Here is a 16848-nt window from a genome sequence, read left to right as displayed (position 1 = left end):
GCATGACCGACTGGACCGGCGCGCTGCACCGCGCACGCAACCACGCCCCGTTCCTGATGCGCGCGCTGGACCGCCTGCCCGATCTGGAAGCGCTGCTGCGCGAAGGGCGCATCGACGATGCGCTGAACGCGGCGGCCCGCGCCGGGCAGGGTGAGGACGACATCGGCGTGGCGCTGCGGCGCGAACGGCTGGCGCTGTCCACCGCCATCGCGATCGGCGACCTGGCCGGGGCGCTTTCGCTGGGCGAAGTGGTTGGCGCCTTGTCCGCGTTCGCCGACCGCGCACTGGACGGCGCGATCACCGCCGGCATCCGCCGCCGCGTGCCAGACGCAGAGCCAAAGGGCTTTTCCGCCATCGCGCTGGGCAAGCATGGCGCGTGCGAGCTGAACTATTCGTCCGACATCGACCCCATCCTGCTTTACGATCCCGAGACCCTGCCCCGGCGCGACCGCGACGAGCCGGGCGAGGCGGCGCAGCGGGTGGCGCGTGCGGTGGTGGAGCTGCTTTCCACCGTGAATGGCGAGGGATACGTGTTCCGCGTGGACCTGCGGCTGCGCCCGGCATCGGAAGTCAGCCCGCTGGCGATCCCGTTCGAAGGGGCGATCACCCATTACGAATCAAGCGCGCTGGCGTGGGAGCGTGCCGCATTCATCCGCGCGCGCGCCGCATCGGGCGACATGGCGGCGGGGCAGGCGTTCCTCGACACGATCCGCCCCTTCGTTTGGCGGCGCAGCCTGGATTTTGGCGCGATTGCCGAGATCGGGCGGCTGACCACGCGCATCCGCGATCACTATGCCGGCGGGCAGGCGGTGGGCCCCGGTTATGACCTGAAGCGCGGGCGCGGCGGCATTCGCGAGGTGGAGTTCTTTGCCCAGACGCACCAGCTGATCCACGGTGGCCGCAACCCGGCGCTGCGCCTGCGCGGCACCCGCGCATCGCTGGACGCGCTGGCCGAGGCGGGAATCATCGAAGGCGAGGATGCCCGCGTACTGGGCGACAGCTATGACCGGTTGCGCACGCTGGAGCACCGGCTGCAGATGGTGGCCGACCAGCAGACCCATTCGCTGCCCACCGACCGCGACGCGCTGGACAACGTGGCGCGGCTGGACGGCCAGCGCGATGGCGCGGTGCTGGTGGCGGAACTGGCGGCGATTTCCGATGCGGTGGGCAGCCGCTTTGACAGGCTGATCGCCACATATGCCTCCACGGGGACAGTGCCGGTGGAAGTGACGCCGCTGGCGCTGGAACTGCAGGACATGGGCTTTGCCGATGCCGAGGCACTGGCCGAGCGGGTGGAAGGCTGGGAAAACGGCCAGTATCGCGCATTGCGCAGTGCCGAAGCGCGCGCCGCGTTCGCTTCGCTGCGCGGGCGGTTGCTGCGCGCGCTGGCCGAAGGGCCCGATCCGGACCGGGCGCTGCTGCGCTGGGAAGCGCTGCTGGCCGGGCTGCCATCGGCGATCAACGTGTTCCGCCTGCTGGAGGCGCGGCCCGGCCTGCTGGCGGTGGTGATGCGCGTGCTGGCCCATGCCCCGGTGCTGGCAGACGAGCTGGCGCGGCGGGCCGACCTGCTCGACACGCTGATCGACCGCAGCGCGTTTGACCTGCCGGGCAGCGTGGAGGAGATCGCCAGGGCGCTGGCTGCGTGCGAGGACGACGACGATTACCAGCGCGTGCTGGACAGCGTGCGGCGCAAGGTGGGCGAGCTGCGCTTTGCGCTGGGCGTGCAGCTGGTGGAAGGGCAGCACGATCCGCTGGCCATCGCCGCCGCGCTATCCCGCGTGGCCGAGGCGGCGATCGTGGTGCTGGGCGAGGCGGCAGTGGCCGAGTTCGTGCGCCTGCATGGCGAGGTGCCGGACAGCCGGCTGGCGATCCTGGGGCTGGGGCGGCTGGGCGGTGCATCGCTGACCCATGCGTCCGACCTCGACCTGGTGTTCCTGTTCAGCGGGGACCACATGCGCGAATCCGATGGCGGGCGGCCGCTGGGCGGCACGCTCTATTACAACCGGCTGGCGCAGCGGGTGATCGCGGCGCTGTCTGTCCCCACGGCGGCGGGCGCGCTGTATGAAGTGGACACGCGGCTGCGACCTTCGGGCGCGCAGGGGCCGATCGCGGTGAGCCTGGACAGCTTCGCCCGATACCAGCGCGAGGAAGCATGGACCTGGGAACACATGGCGCTGTGCCGTGCCCGCCCGCTGTTTGGCAGCGAGGAGGACCGCGCGGCGCTTTCCGCCATCATCGACAGCATGCTGCACGCCCCGCGTGACAGGGACAAGCTGCGCACCGATGTGCTGGACATGCGGGCCGAGATGGCCCGGCACAAGCCGCCCAAGGGACCGCTGGACGTGAAGCTGGCGCGCGGCGGACTGGTGGATCTGGAATTCATCGTCCACTTCCTGCAGCTGCGCGATGGCGTGGCGCTGACCCCGGTGCTGGGCGATGCGGTTTCCGCGCTGGCCGAGGCGGGACTGCTGCCCCCCGGTGCGCGTGCGGCGCATGACCTGCTGGCGCGGCTGCTGGTGGTGGTGCGGCTGGTTGCCCCGGACGGCACCTTCCCGCCCCCGGCCAGCCGTGGCATCGTGGCGCAGGCCTGCGGACTTGCAGACTGGGACGGACTGCTGCAGGCGATTGCCGAGGCGCGCCGGACCATTGCCGGGGCATGGGCCATGACATTCAACCAGACACTGGAGATCGACGCATGACCGCAACAGTGGGGCAGGCCCTTCCCGATATCGCATTGACCACGCCGGAAGGCGGCAGCGTGCGGCCATCGGACTTTGCCGGGCGCAAGCTGGTGCTGTTCTTCTATCCCAAGGACGATACGCCGGGCTGCACCACCGAGAACCTGGATTTCACGCGGCTGGCGGGCGAGTTCGAGGCGGCAGGCACGGCGCTGCTGGGTGTGAGCAAGGACCCGCCGGCCAAGCATGCCAAGTTCATCGCCAAGCATGGCCTCACCGCGCCGCTGGCCACCGACGCCGAGGAAGGCGGCCTTTCGGATGCGCTGGGCATCTGGACCGAAAAGCAGAACTATGGCCGCACCTATATGGGCATGGTGCGCACCACGCTGCTGATCGGCCCTGACGGAAAGATCGCGCGGGTGTGGGACAAGGTGAAGGTGAAGGGCCACGCGGAAGAAGTGCTGGCGGCCGCACAGGCGCTCTGACCTTTCGAGCCGGAACTATTGTTTCGGATGGATCGGCACCGGCCCACTCCCCCGCCCGGCCACCCAACGGAATTTTACGCTATGGGTGGCCGGGCGGGGGAGTGGGCCGGTGCCGAACAGAATGTAAGGCACTGATTCATGCAGACTGTTGCAGGCGCGATCCGGGCGGCGATGATGACCGCCGACCCGACCGCCAAGGCCATGGCGACGCGCGCCGTTGCGCGGGAGTGGCAGGCGGGCGCGCTCGCCTTCGCCTTTGACGTGGCCATGCCCGATGTGCCCGCGCGCCCGGCCGAACCCCGGCTGCTGCCGCCCAACGCCATGCCCAAGCGCGGGCGCGGCGGATCGGAACGTGGGCGGATCGCCCTGCTGCACGCGCTGGCGCATATCGAGTTCGTGGCAATTGACCTGGCGCTGGATGCGGCGGGGCGATTTGGCGCCGAAATGGGGCCGGAATTCGTTTCCGACTGGCTTTCGGTGGCCAAGGACGAGGCGATGCATTTCGCCCTGCTGGCGCGGCGATTGAAGACGCTCGGCAGCCATTACGGCGCGATGCCGGCGCACGACGGGCTGTGGGACGCGGCGTGCGAGACGGCGCACGACGTGGCGGCGCGACTCGCGGTGGTGCCGATGGTGCTGGAAGCGCGCGGACTGGACGTGACCCCGGTGACGATCGAGCGCTTCGAAACGGCCGGAGACAGCCGCTCCGCACGCATCCTGCAACGAATCCTTGACGACGAAATCCGGCATGTGCGCTTCGGCACAACGCATTTTTCAAGGGTGTGCGAAAGCCGCGGGGAATCACCCCCCGCCTTGTGGAAAACCTTGGTCCACAGGCACTTTCGCGGCGCCGTTAAGCCGCCGTTCAACGACTCGGCGCGTCGATCAGCCGGTTTGTCGTGCGAATTCATGGCAGGGGTTGCGTGATCGCGACGCCTGCCGTTACCCATCCAACCACGAGATCGGCGGGGGGTTCCGACCAGTCTTGTAATAATTCCGCGGACGGCCGCAGGTTCCTGTGGTTGCCCGGCAAGCGGGATGTGCTCTGGGGGTTCCAGGCACGCGGCGAAGATGGGCAACCCATCGGACCGCGATGCAAAGATAAGGTTGTTCGGGTCGTAATGTCGCACTTCAAGACCATCCGGAATGCTTTCTCCGCTCTCGCCGGGATCGCCTGTTTCATCGCCGCTCCCGCCATGGCCAACAGCGCCGCTTCGGCCGATATCGCCGCTCCGCTCCGCGCCGCCGAGGCTGCGAAGAACGGCACCGCCGCCGATGCAGGCGACAGCGAATTCCGCCAGCTCTTCGCCAACTGGCAGGCGCTCGACACCGGCGCCGCCCCGCAGAAGATCCGCGCCGGCTCGGTCTCCATCCCCACCCTGATGCCGATCGTCAGCGAACCCGCCATGAGCAGCGCCTTCGGCATGCGCGTCCACCCCGTTCTCGGTGGCCTGCGCGCACACAAGGGCATCGACATGCCCGCCCCCACCGGTACGCCGATCCGCGCCGCCGCCGATGGCAAGGTGGGCAAGGCCGACTGGTTTGGCGGTTATGGCCTCTACGTTCAGCTGGAGCACGGCGCCGGCCTCGAAACCCGCTATGGCCACATGTCGCGCATCGCGGTTGCCGAAGGGCAGACCGTGCACAAGGGCGACGTGATCGGTTATGTCGGCTCCACCGGCCGTTCCACCGGCGCGCACCTGCACTATGAAGTGCGCGTTGCCGGCGAAGCGGTGAACCCGGTTCCCTACATGCAGGCAGGCGCCGCTGCAGCACCGACCCAGCTCGCCAGCGCCAACTGAGATCCATTGACCGCAGGATACGGCGCAAAAGCCGTCCCGGTCCCACCATCGCATCTTGGAGAGGATGCGGAAAGAGGCGGCGGAAACGCCGCCTTTTTCTTATGCCGCGCTGATTATGTGCGAATTCGGCTTGCATCGTTTAAGCGGTCGATTAAAACCTCCGGCAGGCGGTGCGAAGCCGCAGCCTGAGAGGATTGCAATCGATGACCGCACATGTGCATCACCCCAGTCACCACGCGCGCACGATGCCCGATCGACCTGCCGTGATCATGGGTGGCTCTGGCCAAATTGTGACCTATGGCGAGCTCGACGCGGCCAGCAACCGCTTCGCGCAGTTGCTGCGCGCGCAAGGGCTGGGCGTGGGTGATACCGTGGCGCTGTGCTTTGACAACGATCCCGCGCTGTTCGGCCTTGCCTGGGGCGCGCAGCGGGCGGGCCTGGTCTATGTGGTGATTTCGTGCCGGCTGGCCCCGCCCGAGGTCGCCTATATCGTTGAGGACAGCGGCGCGAAGCTGCTGGTCAGCACCCAGGCGCTGTCAGGCATCATGGACGAGGTGGCGCAGCTGGTCCCCGGCGTGGCGCAGTTGCGGCTGGGCGGCGCGGATGCGCAAGACCTTGCCGCCGCGCTTTCCGCCATGCCGGCCGAGCCGGTGGACGACGAGCGGGCCGGGTGCGACATGCTCTATTCCTCTGGCACCACGGGCAAGCCCAAGGGCGTGCGCGTGCCCCTGCCCGAAGAGCCGGCCATCGGCGCGAGCAACGCGCTGCTCCAGATTGCGATGGGTGCGTTCGGGATGACCGGGAATTCGGTCTACCTGTCTCCGGCCCCGCTTTATCACGCCGCGCCGCTGCGCTGGTCCATGACGGTGCAGCGCATGGGCGGCACTGTGGTGGTGATGGAGAAGTTCGATCCCGAAAAGGCGCTGGCCCTGATCGAGCGCTATCGGGTGACCGACAGCCAGTGGGTGCCCACGCACTTCGTGCGGATGCTGAAGCTGCCCGATGAGGTGCGCACGCGGTATGACCTGTCATCGCTGAAAAGCGCGATCCACGCCGCCGCGCCGTGCCCGGTGCCGGTGAAGCACGCGATGATCGATTGGTGGGGACCGATCGTGCGCGAATACTATGCCGGGACCGAAGGCAACGGCTTCACATTCATTTCGGCGCAGGAATGGCTGCAGCGCCCCGGCTCGGTCGGCCGCGCGCTGCTCGGCACGATCCGCATCTGCGACGAGAACGACGAGGAAGTGCCGCGCGGGACCGAGGGGCACGTATTCTTCGAGGGCGGCAGTCCGTTTTCCTATCACAACGATCCGGCCAAGACGGCAGACGCCACCAACAAGCATGGCTGGACCAGCTTGGGCGACATCGGCTGGGAGGATGACGACGGCTATCTCTACCTGACCGACCGCAAGAGCTTCATGATCATATCCGGCGGGGTGAACATCTACCCGCAGGAGATCGAGAACCTGCTGGTCACCCATCCGAAAGTGGCGGACGTTGCCGTGATCGGCGCGCCGGACCCGGACATGGGCGAAAAGGTGGTGGCGGTGGTGCAGCCTGCGGACATGGGCGAGGCTGGGCCGGAGCTGGCGACGGAGCTGGCGGAATGGCTGGGCCCACGCCTGTCCCGCGTGAAGATGCCACGGCAGATCGACTTCCGCGCCGAGTTGCCGCGGGAGCCGACCGGCAAGCTGTTCAAGCGCCTGCTGCGCGAGGAATATCGCGAGGCTGCCAAAACAGCCGCCTGACGGGCGCTGCTGGCCGGCTTTGTGCTGGACTGAAGCCTGTAGGAATGTTTCCCCGGGGAAACATTCCTACATTCTTATTTATCAAGAGCTTGCTCAGGATTTTGCGAGCAGCTTTTCCATGATGGCGCGCACTTCCGTCGCCATGTCGGGCCGCTCAAGCGCCAGCGCCAGCGTGGCCTCGACAAAGCCGGTCTTGCTGCCGCAGTCGAAGCGGCGGCCGGCAAAGGTGACCGCGTGGAACGGCTGTTGCCCGATCATCCGCGCCATTGCGTCAGTCAGCTGGATTTCTCCGCCGGCGCCCTTCCCCTGGTTTTCCAGGGTGCGCATCACTTCAGGCTGCAGGATATAGCGGCCCGAGATGATCAGGTTCGATGGCGCATCCTCGCGCTTCGGCTTTTCGACAAGGCCGGTCACTTCGGTGAGCGTATCAGACACCTTCGCGCCCGGCGCGATCACGCCATAGCTGGACACTTCCTCTTCCGGCACTTCCAGCACCGAGATCAGGTTGCCGCCCACTTCGTTGTAGGCATCGACCATCTGCTTCATGCAGCCGGGGCTGCCGACCATCATCTCGTCAGGCAGGAAAATGGCGAAGGGTTCATCCCCCACCACGGCACGGGCGCACCACACCGCATGGCCCAGGCCCATCGGCACCTGCTGGCGCACGGTGACAAGGTTGCCCGGCTGGATGCGGGTGGGATCGAGCACCGACAGGTCCTTGCCCCGGCCACCCATGGTCGCTTCGAGTTCAAAAGCGGTATCGAAATGCTCGACGATCGCGGTCTTGCCGCGGCCGGTCACGAAGATCAGCTGTTCAATGCCCGCCTCGCGCGCCTCATCCACCGCGTACTGGATCAGCGGGCGGTCGATGACGGGGAGCATTTCCTTCGGTATCGCCTTTGTGGCGGGGAGGAAGCGGGTGCCAAGGCCAGCGACGGGGAACACGGCCTTGCGGATCGGTTTGCGTGGTGATGCTGTGGTCATGCCTAGGTATTACCCCGTGAAATGTTGCAGTGCAGTTATGCAGCGCACAATACGCTTCGCAAGCCCACTTTTTCCTGATCCCCTTGAACACCCCCGCAAACCGGTTAAACCGCCGCGATGGACAAGATCATCATTCGCGGCGGCAAGCGCCTTTCCGGCACCATTCCTGTTTCGGGCGCGAAAAACGCCGCACTGACCCTGCTGCCCTGCGCGCTGCTGACCGACGAGCCGGTGACGCTGCGCAACCTGCCGCGTCTGGCCGATATCGACGGGTTCCAGCACCTGATGAACCAGTTCGGCGTTTCCACCTCAATCGCCGGGGCGAGGCCCGAGGATTTCGGCCGGGTGATGACGCTGCAGGCGACACGGCTGACCAGCACCGTCGCCCCTTATGACCTGGTGCGCAAGATGCGTGCATCAATCCTGGTGCTGGGCCCGATGCTGGCGCGTGCGGGCGAGGCAACGGTTTCGCTGCCCGGCGGCTGCGCGATCGGCAACCGCCCGATCGACCTGCACCTGAAAGCGCTGGAAGCGTTCGGCGCGCAGATCGAACTGGCGGCAGGCTATGTCCGCGCGCGCGCGCCCGATGGCGGCCTGCCGGGCGGGCGCTATTCCTTTCCGGTGGTGTCCGTGGGTGCAACCGAGAACGCGCTGATGGCGGCAGTTCTGGCCAAGGGCAAATCGACCCTGCACAACGCGGCGCGCGAACCGGAGATCGTGGACCTTTGCAACCTGCTGGTGGCGATGGGCGCGCAGATCGAAGGGATCGGCACTTCGGACCTGACCATCCACGGCGTGGACCGCCTGCACGGCGCGACCTACATGGTGATGCCCGACCGCATCGAGGCGGGCTCCTATGCCTGCGCCGCGGCGATCACCGGGGGCGAGGTGACGCTGGCGGGCGCGAAGATCGAGGACATGGAAGCCACGGTGCAGGCGCTGCGCGATGCCGGCGTTACCGTGGAGCCGGTGAAGAACGGCCTGCGCGTGGCGGCAGACGGCCCGCTGCGCCCGGTGACGCTGTCCACCGCGCCCTATCCTGGCTTTGCCACCGACATGCAGGCGCAGCTGATGGCGATGCTGTGCCTGGCCAAGGGATCGTCGGTGCTGACCGAGACGATCTTCGAGAACCGCTATATGCACGTGCCGGAGCTGAACCGCATGGGCGCGCGGATCGAGACCAAGGGCCGCACCGCCGTGGTCCACGGGGTGGACCGCCTGACCGGCGCCGAAGTGATGGCGACCGACCTGCGCGCATCGATGAGCCTGGTGATCGCCGGCCTTGCCGCCGAGGGCGAGACGCAGGTGCACCGCCTCTATCACCTAGACCGCGGGTACGAGCGTCTGGAGGAAAAGCTGGCGCTGGTGGGCGCCGAGATCGAGCGCGTTGGCGGGGATTGATCGGCCGGTTCAGCGTACGACCAGCAAGACGGCGACCGACGATCCGGGGGCGATGGATTCGCTGCGCTGCACGGCAACCTTCACCGGCAGCAGATAGCCGCCGTTGCGCGGAAACAGCGACGTGGTGAAGCGGGTGCGGCCGATCTGTGCCTCCACCGGAACCACGCCCCAGCCATAGCTGGCGCTGCGCGCGGCGTGGGCGATTTCACCGACATGTTCTTCCGGAACCGGGGCGAAAACAAAAGGCGCGGGACCGCGCCATTCGATCAGCGTGGCGTAAAAGGCCACCTGGGCCAGTGCCGCATCATCGTGCTCCATGCCATTTCCCCGCCAGTGAACCGGACCGGTTGAGTCGCGCCGAATTGCACGATAGGAGACCGCATCCGGGGCAGAAGCAACCTCCCGGTCAGGCCGCAGCGGCCCAAGCGTTGCGTTTCTGGAACCGGCCATTGGCCGGGGGAGCGCGCGTGGACAGGATGGACGAACGGGCGGCTGCGCCCACTTTCGGCGAATTCATCAAGGCTTTCGGCCGCATCGGCTGCCTCTCGTTCGGCGGGCCGGCGGGGCAGATTGCGCTGATGCAGCATGAGATCGTGGACCGGCGCGGCTGGGTGGAACAGGGTGCCTTCCTGCGCGCGCTGAACCTGTGCCATCTGCTGCCGGGGCCAGAGGCGCAGCAGCTGGCCACGTGGATCGGCTGGCGACTGTTCGGCGTGCGCGGCGGACTGGCGGCGGGGCTGCTGTTCGTGATTCCCGGTGCGCTGGTGATGCTGGGCCTTTCATTGCTCTATGCGATGGCAGCCGGGCTCGGCTGGTTCGCCGCGCTGTTCCTGGGGATAAAGGCGGCGGTGCTGGCGGTGGTGGCACAGGCTTTGATGCGCGTGGCCAAGCGGGCGCTGGGCACGCGGTTCAAGTGGGTGCTGGCGGCGCTGGCCGCCATCCCGCTGACAGTGCTGCATGCGCCGTTCCCGCTGGTGATCCTTGGCGCGGGCGTGATTGGTGCGGTGGTTTCACGCACCAGACCGGAATGGCTGGGGGCGCACCATGCGCCGACTGCCGCGGCCGACCGGGCGCCGACGCATCGGCTGGTGCTGCAGACGCTGGGCACGGTGGCCGCATGGGGCGCAATCTGGGCGCTGCCGCTGGTGGCGGTGTTTGCGCTGCTGGGGCCGCACCACGTGCTGTGGCAGGTGGGGCTGTTCTTTTCACGACTGGCGGTGGTGACGTTTGGCGGGGCCTATGCCGTGCTGGCCTATATGGCGCAGCAGGCGGTGAGTGGATACGGCTGGCTGATGCCGGGCGAGATGGCGGACGGGCTGGGCTTGGCCGAAACGACGCCGGGGCCGCTGATCATGGTCACGCAGTTCGTGGGCTTTCTGGCGGCTTGGCGGCATCCGGGGGAGCTTTCGCCCTTGGTGGCCGGGCTGCTGGGCGCGGGGCTGACCACGTGGGTCACTTTTGCGCCCTGCTTCCTGTGGATCTTTGCCTGCGCGCCGTGGATGGAGCGGCTGGAACACGCCGAGCGGCTGCAGGGCGCGCTAGCGGCGATTACGGCGGCGGTGGTGGGCGTGATCGCCAACCTTGCGTTGTGGTTTGCGCTGCACGTGCTGTTCCGCACGGTCACGCCAGGCGGTCTGCCGGTGCTGGCCAGCCTGGACTGGCGGGCGGCATTGATCGCGGCGGGGGCGGCGGCGATGCTGTTCGGCCTGAAGCGCGGGATCATGGAAACGCTCGCCGCGTGCGCGCTGGGGGGGCTGGCGCTGTCAGCCTTCTAGGGCGCGGGCCGCAAGCCACAGGCGAATCGCACCGGCCAGGCCGGGCGGCGTTTCGGCGCGGATGCGCTCGGCATCGATGCGGGCGACGAGGGCGTTCACCGGCACGCCCTCTGCCTCGGCCACGCGGCGCAGCCAGTCCCAGAACAGCGGCTCCAGGCTGATCGAGGTCTTGTGCCCGGCGATCTCTACCGAGCGCTTGACGGGAGGGTGGTAGGGAGCGGGCATCTGCCGAGCGTAGTGCGGGTGGCGGCTGCGGCAAAGCCTGAACCGGCACGCCAGAAGGGGGCGGCAGACTTCAAGGTCCGCCCCCCGGCCGGCCGAGCCTGGTAGCGCGCGGAAAGCGCACCGGCGGATAGCCCAAGCTATCCGCCACGGCCCGTCAGTACATATGCTGGCCGCCGTTGATGCTCATGGTCGAGCCGGTGACGAACGCGCCTTCGTCAGAGGTGAGGAAGGACACGCCGCGGGCGATTTCGCTGGCCTGGCCAAGGCGGCCGACCGGGATCTTGGCAACGATCTTTTCAAGGACCGGCGCGGGCACGGCCGCGACCATGTCGGTATCGATGTAGCCCGGGGCGATGGCGTTGACAGTGACGCCGTACTTCGCGCCTTCCTGCGCCAGCGCCTTGGTGAACCCGTGAATGCCCGACTTGGCCGCGGCATAGTTCACCTGGCCGTACTGGCCCGCCTGGCCATTGATCGAACCGATGTTGACGATGCGGCCCCAACCACGATCGCGCATGCCGGGGAACGTGGCCTTGGCCATGTTGAAGCACCCGCCGAGGTTGATGCGCATCACCTCGTTCCAGTCGTCGAAGCTCATCTTGTGCAGAACGCCATCGCGGGTGATGCCAGCGTTGTTGACGACGATGTCGATCGGGCCGACCTCAGCCTCGATCTGCGCGCAGGCGGCCAGGGTGGCTTCGTGATCGCCCACATCGAAGCGATAGGCCTTGATCCCCGTCCGTTCGGTAAAGGCACGGGCCTTTTCATCATTACCGGCATAGTTGGCGACGACCGTTCTACCCTGCGCCTGCAGCGCCAGGGAAATCGCTTCGCCGATACCCCGGGTCCCACCGGTTACGACTGCAACACGCGTCATGCATTACCCTCCATCGAGTTCCCTCTCGCGGGTAGGCTAGGAGCATGACGGCTATGCGACAAGCGCTTCACTGACCAAGGTCGATGAATACGTCCGCATGGTGAGACAGAATTAGGTCAAAGATGGAGAGACTGCCACCGTTCGCGGCCGCCGCAGCGTCAGAAACGGAACTGCGTTCCGATATAGACGGCCTGGCTGTCCTGCTTGCCATCGGTGAGCGGACGCAGACGGTCACGTTCGGGCGAATAGCGCACGCCGGCCGTGACGTTGAGGTTGCGCGTCAGGCGGTAGCTGCCGCCGAGATCGAGCTGGTAATCGCCCTGCCCTTCGAGCGTGCGCGGGGCACGGCCGGCGCGATCCCTGTCATCGAATACGACGCGGGGAGAAAGACGCCCGGGCGAAGCCTGCGCACCCGAAGTGGCAAGGCTGTAGCTGCGCAGCTCAGGCGTTTCGAGCCGCTGTTCACGCGGCAAGGCGCCCGTGCTGGCAAAGCTTTGATACCCGCGGGCAAGGCCGAGGTTGTAGACCATCGGCGCGATGCGCACCGGCGCAGCGCCCGGAGCGGCAGCCGTAGCCGGCATCGCAAAGGCATTGCGCGCACCGACAACGCGGATGCCCATCTCACCATCCACGCGGACGGCAACCGTCACCGCGCGCCCGGGACGATTGTCCGAACCTGCAGGGGTGAAGCGGAACATCTTGCCATGCCCCAGAACGGGCACGCCGAGCTGGGTAGCCAGACGGGGATCGACCGAAGCCGGCGTGAACGAACCGATGCCACCGCGTGCGGCAAGGCTGACGGGCTCCGAGTCGAACTTGCCGGTAACGGCGCCGCTGACCGTGGGCGCCACGAACAGGGCCACCGCCGCGAAGGCCCCGGCGAGCAGGGGCACGCGCGCAAAGCGGCTGAAGCTGCCGCCTTTCCGCCTGTTTGCCCGAAGCCCGCTCATTGTCTGTCCAATCTTCCCCAAACCGTTGCAGTGAATAAGCGCCAAACACGCGATTCCCGCAACCGCCTTTTTCATCAGGTACACATACGACCGACGGGCCGGAATTTCCAGACGTGGCAATCCCTTCCGACAGTTCGCGCGAACCTGTTGCCTCACAGTCACAGCCCTGACGCCCATTCAGCCATGGTTCACGGCCCGGCCTGTCACAAAGGCCGCACCCCGATGCGCCGGCCATGCGGCGTCAATGCGCTTGCCGCGCGGCGCGCCTGAGTGATAGAGGCTCAGGAAAGACGCGCGACACAGCGTGGAACAACAAGTGGCGCGCCCCGGTTCCCGGCCGGTGCCAGCCGGAAGATCGCAAGGACAGTATTGCAGTGACGACAAGCGCCCAAGCCCGCCGGACCCGTGGTTTCTTCGTCCGCGGCATCGCCATCGGCGCCATCGCGCTTGCCCTTGCATCATGCGGTGGAAACAAGGCGCGGCCGCGCGCGGACCTTGCCGCCAGCAAGGTGACAACGATCGGCGTCAACGCCTATCTGTGGCGCGCAAGCCTTGAAACACTCTCGTTCATGCCGCTGGTGCAGACCGATTCGAACGGTGGCGTGATCGTGACCGACTGGTACGCCAACCCGAAGAACCCCGGCGAGCGGGTGAAGGTGACCGTTTCCATCCTGGACCAGGACCTGCGCGCCGACGCGCTGCGCGTGGCGGCCAGCCGCCAGGTTTCGCAGGGCGGCGGCTGGGTGGACGCCCCGGTGCAGGCCGCCACGGTGCAGAAGCTGGAAGACATCATCCTGACCAAGGCGCGCGACCTGCGCCGCCGCACCATTACGGGCTGATTTCAACCTCGCGCATTGTTGGGCGCATCCTTGCGCACAGGCGCGCCGCTCCGTAATGGGGCGCGCATGACCGCAGAGCGCTTTGATCCATCCGTTTCCGACACCCGCTGGCAGCAGGTGTGGGACGAGAACCAGTCCTTCCGCGCCGACGATGCGTCGGGCAAGCCGCGGAGCTATGTGCTGGAGATGTTCCCCTATCCTTCGGGGCGCATCCACATCGGCCACGTGCGCAACTATACGATGGGCGACGTGCTGGCGCGCTACAAGCGGATGCGCGGGTTCGAAGTGCTGCATCCGATGGGCTGGGACGCCTTTGGCATGCCGGCGGAAAACGCCGCGATGGAAAAGGGCGTGCACCCCGGCGGCTGGACCCGCGACAACATCGCCAACATGAAGGCGCAGCTGAAGCGGCTGGGCTTCGCGCTCGACTGGAGCCGCGAGATCGCCACGTGCGAGCCCGATTACTATGGCCAGGAGCAGTCGCTGTTCCTCGACCTTTATGCCGCGGGCCTGGTCTATCGCAAGGAAAGCACGGTCAACTGGGATCCGGTGGACCATACCGTGCTGGCCAACGAGCAGGTGATCGACGGGCGCGGCTGGCGTTCGGGCGCGCTGGTGGAAAAGCGCAAGCTGAACCAGTGGTTCCTGAAGATCACCGACTTTGCGGACGAGCTGCTGGAAGGCCTGTCCACGCTGGACAAGTGGCCGGAAAAGGTCCGCACGATGCAGGAGAACTGGATCGGCAAGAGCCAGGGCCTGCAGTTCGGCTTCACGCTTTCAACGGGCGAGACGCTGGACGTCTACACCACCCGGCCGGACACGATCTTTGGCGCGAGCTTCGTTGCCGTGGCGGCGGATCACCCGGTGGCGCTGGGCGTGGCGGCCACATCGCAGGCGGCGCAGGATTTCATCGCGCTGTGCAAGAAAGGCGGCACCACGGCGGCAGAGCTGGAAACCGCCGAGAAGCTCGGCTTCGATACCGGCATCACAGCCAAACACCCGTTCACGGGAGCAGACCTGCCGGTCTACATCGCCAACTTCGTGCTGATGGACTATGGCACCGGCGCGATCATGGCGGTGCCGGGGCATGACCAGCGCGACTTCGACTTCGCCACCAAGTATGGCCTGCCGATCCTGCGCGTGGTGGCGGCAAATGCTGCGGACGCGGACAAGCCCTTTGCCGGGGAGGCCGAGGCGGGCGACGGGTTGCTGGTGAACAGCGACTTCCTGAACGGCATGGCGGTGGCCGACGCCAAGGCGGCGGTGATCGCGCGTGCCGAGGGCGAGAGCTGGGGCCAGGGCAAGACAGTGTGGCGCCTGCGCGACTGGGGCGTTTCCCGCCAGCGATACTGGGGCACACCGATCCCGTTCATCCACTGCGAGGTGTGCGGCGTGGTGCCCGTGCCCAAGAAGCAGCTGCCGGTGACCCTGCCCGAGGACGTGACCTTTGATGTGCCGGGCAACCCGCTGGACCGCCACCCCACGTGGAAGCACGTGGACTGCCCGCAATGCGGCCATGCCGCGCGGCGCGAGACCGATACGCTCGACACCTTCGTCGATTCGTCATGGTATTTCCTGCGCTTTGCCAGCCAGCCGGCGGACCGCCCGTTCGATCCCGAAGAGATCAAGCGCTGGCTGCCGGTGGAACAGTACATCGGCGGGATCGAGCACGCGATCCTGCACCTGCTCTATGCCCGGTTCTGGACCCGCGCCCTTGCCCGCATCGGCAAGGTGGAAGTGACCGAACCGTTCGCCAGCCTGTTCACGCAGGGCATGGTGACGCACGAGACCTATGAGCGCAGGAACCCCGAGAACGGCCAGCCGATCTTCTTCAGCCCCGGCGAAGTGGACCGCAGTGGCGAAGGGGCGACACTGAAGACCGATGGCGCGCCGGTGGAAATCGGCCGCGTGATCAAGATGTCCAAGTCCAAGAAGAACGTGGTGGACCCGGACGAGATCGTCGCCCGCTATGGCGCGGATGCGATCCGCTGGTTCATGCTGTCTGACAGCCCGCCCGAGCGCGACCTGCCGTGGTCGGAGGCGGGAATCGAGGGCTGCTGGCGCTTTGTGCAGCGGCTGTGGCGCCTGTTTGCGCAATATGACGCTGATGCGCAGAGCGAAGACAAGGCGCTGGACCGCAAGGTGCACCAGACCGTGCACGCCATCGCTTCCGACATCGAATCGCTGGGCTTCAACAAGGCGGTGGCTCGGATTTACGAACTGACCGGCGCAGTGGAGAAGGCCGCGCCTTCGGCCAGCCGCAGCGAGGCGATCCACAAGCTGCTGCTGCTCGTCGCGCCGATGATGCCGCACCTGGCCGAAGAGGCGCACGCCACGATCGGCACGGGCCTGGTCGCCGACGCCGCCTGGCCCGAAGTGGACGCCGCGCTGCTGGTGGATGACGAGGTGACCGTAGCGGTGCAGGTGAAGGGCAAGCTGCGCGATACGCTGACCGTGGCCAAGGGCACGGCGCGCGAAGAGTTGGAACGGCTTGCCCTCGCATCCGACAAGGTGCAGCGTGCGCTGGACGGGGCGGAGGTGAAGAAGGTGATCGTGGTGCCTGACCGCTTGGTGAATCTTGTCGCGTAAGGCGGCCCTTGCCCTGGTGGCCCCGCTGGCGCTGCTGGCCGGATGCGGGCTGCAGCCGATGTATGCCGGTGGCGGCAGCGGCGAAGTGGCGCGTTCGGTGGCGGCGGTCCAGGTTTCCGCGATCGAGGGCAAGGCCGGCTGGCTGGTGCGCAATTCGCTGACCGACCGGCTGGGCGCGGGGATGAAGCAGGACCCGCGCTATCGCCTGGACGTGCGGCTGGATGAAAAGCTGCAGGGCCTGGGCCTGCTGAGCGACGACGCCATTTCGCGCGAGCGGCGGACGCTGCGCGCGCGTTACCAGCTGGTGGACCTGCGGAGCGGCACGATCATGCTCGACGCGACGGCAAGCGCCGACGCGGGCATCGACGTGGTTTCGAGCGAATATGCGGTGATCGCGGCCGAGCAGACCGCGCTGGAAAACCTTTCGCACGAAATCGCCGACCAGATCGTCACGCGCGTCGCCACGCGGCTGCGCCAGTCGCGCTGAGGTTG

General features: G+C 67.2%; 15 protein-coding genes. 10 read left to right on the top strand and 5 right to left on the bottom strand.

The window, feature by feature from the left end:
• The first annotated feature begins 2 nt into the window (after positions 1-2).
• From POM99_RS10355 to POM99_RS10335, 5 genes are all read left to right on the top strand, one after another.
• Positions 3-2699: a bifunctional [glutamine synthetase] adenylyltransferase/[glutamine synthetase]-adenylyl-L-tyrosine phosphorylase gene (locus POM99_RS10355; protein WP_277277448.1), complete on the top strand. Its 2697-nt coding sequence runs from the start codon at positions 3-5 to the stop codon at positions 2697-2699.
• The gene (locus POM99_RS10350) at positions 2696-3163 is read left to right on the top strand and encodes a peroxiredoxin (RefSeq protein ID WP_277277446.1); all 468 of its coding nucleotides are present in this window, start codon (positions 2696-2698) and stop codon (positions 3161-3163) included. The genes POM99_RS10355 and POM99_RS10350 overlap by 4 nt, the downstream gene beginning before the upstream one ends.
• A gap of 138 nt (positions 3164-3301) precedes the next feature.
• A complete protein-coding gene (locus tag POM99_RS10345; RefSeq protein WP_277277444.1) occupies positions 3302-4090 on the top strand; it encodes a ferritin-like domain-containing protein in 789 nt (262 codons plus the stop codon).
• 194 nt (positions 4091-4284) lie between these two features.
• Positions 4285-4965 (top strand): M23 family metallopeptidase, encoded by a 681-nt coding sequence (locus tag POM99_RS10340; RefSeq protein ID WP_277277442.1) that lies wholly within the window; start codon positions 4285-4287, stop codon positions 4963-4965.
• Positions 4966-5168: 203 nt separating this feature from the next.
• Entirely contained in the window at positions 5169-6716 is a 1548-nt protein-coding gene (locus tag POM99_RS10335; protein WP_277277441.1) for an acyl-CoA synthetase, read from the top strand.
• A 93-nt stretch (positions 6717-6809) separates the two neighbouring features.
• On the opposite strand, the gene galU is transcribed toward POM99_RS10335, so the two are convergent.
• Positions 6810-7700: a UTP--glucose-1-phosphate uridylyltransferase GalU gene (galU, locus tag POM99_RS10330; RefSeq protein ID WP_277277440.1), complete on the bottom strand. Its 891-nt coding sequence runs from the start codon at positions 7698-7700 to the stop codon at positions 6810-6812.
• 117 nt (positions 7701-7817) lie between these two features.
• Here galU and murA point away from each other — a divergent pair, with 117 nt between their 5' ends.
• Complete coding sequence (gene murA / locus POM99_RS10325; RefSeq protein WP_277277438.1) at positions 7818-9101, top strand: UDP-N-acetylglucosamine 1-carboxyvinyltransferase; 1284 nt, start codon at positions 7818-7820, stop codon at positions 9099-9101.
• Positions 9102-9110: 9 nt separating this feature from the next.
• Here murA and POM99_RS10320 read toward each other — a convergent pair whose 3' ends face one another.
• Complete coding sequence (locus POM99_RS10320) at positions 9111-9419, bottom strand: DUF1905 domain-containing protein (RefSeq protein ID WP_277277436.1); 309 nt, start codon at positions 9417-9419, stop codon at positions 9111-9113.
• Between the two features lie 158 nt (positions 9420-9577).
• On the opposite strand from POM99_RS10320, the gene chrA reads away from it, so the two are divergent.
• Positions 9578-10876, top strand: a complete 1299-nt coding sequence (gene chrA, locus POM99_RS10315) for a chromate efflux transporter (protein WP_277277565.1) — start codon at positions 9578-9580, stop codon at positions 10874-10876.
• Here the strand turns inward: chrA and POM99_RS10310 are convergent.
• The 3 genes from POM99_RS10310 to POM99_RS10300 all read right to left on the bottom strand — a co-directional run bounded on the left by POM99_RS10310 (position 10865) and on the right by POM99_RS10300 (position 12928).
• A complete protein-coding gene (locus POM99_RS10310) occupies positions 10865-11101 on the bottom strand; it encodes a ribbon-helix-helix domain-containing protein (RefSeq protein ID WP_277277434.1) in 237 nt (78 codons plus the stop codon). The two genes, chrA and POM99_RS10310, sit on opposite strands and share 12 nt — an antisense overlap.
• Positions 11102-11255: 154 nt before the next feature.
• A complete protein-coding gene (gene phbB, locus POM99_RS10305) occupies positions 11256-11978 on the bottom strand; it encodes an acetoacetyl-CoA reductase (RefSeq protein WP_277277432.1) in 723 nt (240 codons plus the stop codon).
• Between the two features lie 158 nt (positions 11979-12136).
• A complete protein-coding gene (locus POM99_RS10300) occupies positions 12137-12928 on the bottom strand; it encodes a hypothetical protein (protein WP_277277430.1) in 792 nt (263 codons plus the stop codon).
• A 440-nt stretch (positions 12929-13368) separates the two neighbouring features.
• On the opposite strand from POM99_RS10300, the gene POM99_RS10295 reads away from it, so the two are divergent.
• From POM99_RS10295 to lptE, 3 genes are all read left to right on the top strand, one after another.
• A complete protein-coding gene (locus POM99_RS10295; RefSeq protein ID WP_438823006.1) occupies positions 13369-13767 on the top strand; it encodes a DUF3576 domain-containing protein in 399 nt (132 codons plus the stop codon).
• A gap of 66 nt (positions 13768-13833) precedes the next feature.
• On the top strand, positions 13834-16356 hold the full coding sequence (leuS, locus tag POM99_RS10290; RefSeq protein WP_277277426.1) for a leucine--tRNA ligase: 2523 nt from the start codon (positions 13834-13836) through the stop codon (positions 16354-16356).
• Positions 16346-16843, top strand: coding sequence for an LPS assembly lipoprotein LptE (gene lptE, locus POM99_RS10285; RefSeq protein ID WP_438823002.1), 498 nt, complete (start codon positions 16346-16348; stop codon positions 16841-16843). The genes leuS and lptE overlap by 11 nt, the downstream gene beginning before the upstream one ends.
• The last annotated feature ends 5 nt before the right edge of the window (positions 16844-16848 follow it).

The organism is Novosphingobium cyanobacteriorum (assembly GCF_029436685.1).
GTDB classification, from domain to species: Bacteria; Pseudomonadota; Alphaproteobacteria; order Sphingomonadales; family Sphingomonadaceae; genus Novosphingobium; species Novosphingobium cyanobacteriorum.
The sequence above is the reverse complement of the archived record's forward strand: the minus strand, read 5'-3'. Positions and strand labels throughout refer to the sequence as shown.

What these genes read in the sequence shown, in the direction of transcription:
- POM99_RS10355 (WP_277277448.1), top strand. Translation starts at nt 3, where the DNA reads ATGACCGACTGGACCGGCGCGCTGCACCGCGCACGCAACCACGCCCCG.
- chrA (WP_277277565.1), top strand. Translation starts at nt 9,578, where the DNA reads ATGGACGAACGGGCGGCTGCGCCCACTTTCGGCGAATTCATCAAGGCT.
- POM99_RS10320 (WP_277277436.1), bottom strand. Translation starts at nt 9,419, where the DNA reads ATGGAGCACGATGATGCGGCACTGGCCCAGGTGGCCTTTTACGCCACG.
- POM99_RS10340 (WP_277277442.1), top strand. Translation starts at nt 4,285, where the DNA reads ATGTCGCACTTCAAGACCATCCGGAATGCTTTCTCCGCTCTCGCCGGG.
- murA (WP_277277438.1), top strand. Translation starts at nt 7,818, where the DNA reads ATGGACAAGATCATCATTCGCGGCGGCAAGCGCCTTTCCGGCACCATT.
- phbB (WP_277277432.1), bottom strand. Translation starts at nt 11,978, where the DNA reads ATGACGCGTGTTGCAGTCGTAACCGGTGGGACCCGGGGTATCGGCGAA.
- POM99_RS10335 (WP_277277441.1), top strand. Translation starts at nt 5,169, where the DNA reads ATGACCGCACATGTGCATCACCCCAGTCACCACGCGCGCACGATGCCC.
- POM99_RS10310 (WP_277277434.1), bottom strand. Translation starts at nt 11,101, where the DNA reads ATGCCCGCTCCCTACCACCCTCCCGTCAAGCGCTCGGTAGAGATCGCC.
- POM99_RS10300 (WP_277277430.1), bottom strand. Translation starts at nt 12,928, where the DNA reads ATGAGCGGGCTTCGGGCAAACAGGCGGAAAGGCGGCAGCTTCAGCCGC.
- POM99_RS10350 (WP_277277446.1), top strand. Translation starts at nt 2,696, where the DNA reads ATGACCGCAACAGTGGGGCAGGCCCTTCCCGATATCGCATTGACCACG.
- galU (WP_277277440.1), bottom strand. Translation starts at nt 7,700, where the DNA reads ATGACCACAGCATCACCACGCAAACCGATCCGCAAGGCCGTGTTCCCC.
- leuS (WP_277277426.1), top strand. Translation starts at nt 13,834, where the DNA reads ATGACCGCAGAGCGCTTTGATCCATCCGTTTCCGACACCCGCTGGCAG.
- POM99_RS10345 (WP_277277444.1), top strand. Translation starts at nt 3,302, where the DNA reads ATGCAGACTGTTGCAGGCGCGATCCGGGCGGCGATGATGACCGCCGAC.